A 3,253-nucleotide genomic window follows, 5' to 3' on the forward strand; every position below is an offset into this window, starting at 1 on the left:
CCCCTCCGGGCCGGGGGGGCTGGGGCCCGGGCGCCCCCCGGGGCCCCCCCCCCCCCGCCCACCCCCCCGCCGGGGGGGGGGGGGGCGCCCGGGCCGGGGGGGGGGCCCCGCCCCGCGTCCGGGTGGGTCAGCAGCTGCGCAGCTCCGGGCTCTGGTTGCGGATCTGGTTGTGCAGCGAGGTGAACTCGCGGTAGGCGTCGCCGTCCTCGGTGCCGGGGCGGAAGGCGCCGACGCGGTGGCAGTTGACGAAGGCGAGCTTGACGCCGAAGTGGTCCTCCAGGCTGCCGCGGATGGCGTTGCTGGCGAGCGCGCGCAGCAGCTGGGCGCGCTCCTCGTCGGTGGGCGTGGTGTTGTCGGTGGTGAACTCGTCCTCGGTGGCGCCGAGTTCGGTGCTGAGCCCGGCGACGACCTGGTAGGCGTAGGGGAGGGAGGCGCGCACGGTGTCGAGGAAGTCGGCCTGGTTGACCCGGCCGTGCTCGGCCTGGGCGAGGAGGGCGGGGGAGACGTCGAGCGACATGGGTGTCCTCTTTCGCGGAGTCTGGTTATCGAAGATGAAAACCATTGCAAGATGGACTGTCGGCGATGTCCGGACGCCCTGTCAAGTGCCGTCCCCCGAAGGGCTGACGGGCGGCGCCTCCCGGTCGGCCCTGATGACGAACAGGGCGATCAGCGCCGCGAGCACGGCGAAGGCCAGGCCCATGTCGAACGCCCTGGAGATGCCGTGCGCCAGCACCTCGGAGGAGTACGGCGCCGGCAGCTTTCCGGTGGCCCGGAACCGGGCCGCCTGCTGCGGGGTGGCCTGCCACAGGAACGCGCCGACCTGCCGGCCGGCCTCGGTGCGGCCGGCCGCGCCGTAGACCGTGACCAGGATCGACAGCCCCAGCGAGCCGCCCACCTGCTGGGTGGTGTTGAGCATGCCGGTGGCCGCGCCGGTCTCGTGCGGGGCGACCCGGGAGACCACCGTCAGCGTGGCCGGGACGAAGATCGAGCCCATCCCGAGGCCGAACAGCAGGGTCGGGCCGAGGACCCCGGTCAGGTAGCCGCTGTGGGCGTCGAGCCGGGTGGACCAGAACGCCCCGCCCGCCACCAGCAGCGAGCCCACCACCAGGAACGGCCTGCGCCCGTACCGCAGCTGGTTGCGGGCGGCGAACTGGGCGGCGACGACGCTCGCGGCGCTGATCGGCAGGAAGGCGAGGCCGGCCCGCAGCGGGCTGAACCCGAGGACGTCCTGCACGAACAGGGTCATGAAGAAGAAGATGCTGAACATGGTCGCGGCCACGCAGAGCAGCAGCCCGTAGGCGCCGGAGCGGTTGCGGTCGCGGAACAGGTGCAGCGGGGTGATCGGCTGCGGCGCCCGCCGTTCGTGGAACAGGAAGGCCGCCAGCAGCAGCGCGGCGAGGCTGAACGAGGTGAGCGTCACGGGGTCGGTCCAGCCGTGGTCGGAGGCCCGGATGAAGCCGAAGACCAGCGAGACCATGCCCGCCGTGGCGGCGAACGCGCCGGTCAGGTCGAAACGTCCGGGGTGCCGTTCGGACTCGTTGATGTAGAGCGGCGCCAGCAGCGCGATCGCGATGCCGATCGGCACGTTGACGAACAGCACCCACCGCCAGGACAGCCAGGAGGTCAATATCCCGCCGGCGAGCAGGCCGATGGCGCCGCCCGCCCCCGCGACGGCCGAGTACACGCCGAAGGCGCGGTTGCGGGCCGGGCCCTCCGGGAAGTTGGTCGCGATCAGGGCGAGCGCGGTCGGCGAGGCGATCGCCGCGCCCAGGCCCTGGAGTGCGCGCGCGGCCAGCAGCCAGCCGGAGGACTGCGCGACGCCGCCGAGCAGTGAGGCGAGGCTGAAGATCAGGACCCCGGCGACGAACACGCGCCGGCGCCCGAGGATGTCGCCCATCCGCCCGCCCAGCAGCAGGAGCCCGCCGAAGGTGAGGGTGTAGGCGTTGACGACCCAGGACAGGTCGGTGGTGTTGAACCTCAGCGCCTGCTGGATGTGCGGCAGGGCGATGTTCACGATCGTGACGTCGAGGACCACCATGAGCTGGGTGGCCGCGATGACGGTGAGAGCTGTCCCCGGGTGCTGGCCGCGTCGTGCGGGTGCGGGCGGCGCCGGGGCCAGGGCGCGCGAGGTGACCATGGCAGGTCCCCCAATGGCTCGGGAGCGAACGACGGTGAGGGGCGGGTCCGTCCACTGACACCGGCAGTATCCCCGAGGTATAGGGAACACAATCGTTCATTACCGACAACCGGCTGATTCCGGACCCACACCACTCCTCCGGGCGCGGTGCGGCGGCGGAGAACCCGGGGCACGGCCCGCCGCGGTCGTGTCAGGATGCTCGGCATGTCTGCTCGTGCACTGAGCTTCGGCGCGATCGCCGAAGCCTACGAACGTTTCCGGCCGGGGTACCCCGACGAACTCTTCGACACGGTGGCGGCGTACGCGGGCCGGCCGGTGCGGACCGCCCTGGAGATCGGTGCGGGCACCGGCAAGGCGACCCGGCTGTTCGCCGGGCGCGGGGTCGACGTCACGGCGACGGAGCCCGACGCGGCCATGCTCGCCGAACTGCGCAGGACGGCGCCCCCGAACGTGCGGACCGTCCGGGCCGCGTTCGAGGACCTGCGGCCGGGCGGGACGTACGACCTGGTCTACGCGGCGGCGGCCCTGCACTGGACGCGCCCGGAGGGCCGGTGGTCGCGGGTGGCCGAACTGCTGGAGCCGGAGGGCGTGTTCGCCAACCTCGGCGGGCCGTTCCAGCTGGCCGACCCGGCCGTCGAGGAGGTCGTGCGGGCGGCCCGGGCGCCGTTCCTGGAGAGCGACGACGTCCCGTCCCCGGACGGGACCGCTCCCGAGGAAGAACTGCAGTGGCCGGGCACGGAGTTGGAACGGTCCCGGCTGTTCCGTGACGTCCGGCAGTCCGTCATCCGGCGGCGCCTGCTGGTGAGCGCCCCGTACTACCTCGGTCACCTGTCGACCGTCTCGGCGTACCTCCAACTGCCGCCGCCGAGGCGGCGGGAGGCCTTCGACGCGATCGCGCGGGTGCTGCCCGAGACGGTCGAGGTCGCGGCCGACCTCACCGTCCATCTCGCGCGCCGGTGATCCGGGCGGCTGGGACACCGACTCGCGCGCCGGTGATCCGGGCGGTCAGGACACCGGCTGTGACGTCGAACAGCGGCGGGGGGGCCCCCCCGCCCCGGCGGCGGCCCGGCGCCGGGGGGGGGGGGCGGGGGGTCGAGCCCGCGCGGGGGCGCCGCA

Annotated in this window: 3 protein-coding genes; 1 reads left to right on the top strand and 2 read right to left on the bottom strand. The window is 73.7% G+C overall.

Going from position 1 to position 3,253, the window contains the following annotated elements; genetic code table 11:
• Nucleotides 1–127: 127 nt before the first annotated feature.
• Together ACFV6D_RS26950 and ACFV6D_RS26955 are read right to left on the bottom strand one after the other, a co-directional pair.
• Nucleotides 128–517: an SCO5389 family protein gene (locus ACFV6D_RS26950; protein WP_380381038.1), complete on the bottom strand. Its 390-nt coding sequence runs from the start codon at nt 515–517 to the stop codon at nt 128–130.
• 81 nt (nt 518–598) lie between these two features.
• The gene (locus ACFV6D_RS26955) at nt 599–2,137 is read right to left on the bottom strand and encodes an MFS transporter (protein WP_380561373.1); all 1,539 of its coding nucleotides are present in this window, start codon (nt 2,135–2,137) and stop codon (nt 599–601) included.
• A gap of 204 nt (nt 2,138–2,341) precedes the next feature.
• Between ACFV6D_RS26955 and ACFV6D_RS26960 the strand changes: the two genes are divergently transcribed.
• Entirely contained in the window at nt 2,342–3,097 is a 756-nt protein-coding gene (locus tag ACFV6D_RS26960) for a class I SAM-dependent methyltransferase (RefSeq protein ID WP_380561374.1), read from the top strand.
• Nucleotides 3,098–3,253: the final 156 nt, after the last annotated feature.

It is taken from the genome of Kitasatospora sp. NPDC059812, from assembly GCF_042732075.1.
Taxonomy (GTDB): Bacteria; Actinomycetota; Actinomycetes; order Streptomycetales; family Streptomycetaceae; genus Kitasatospora.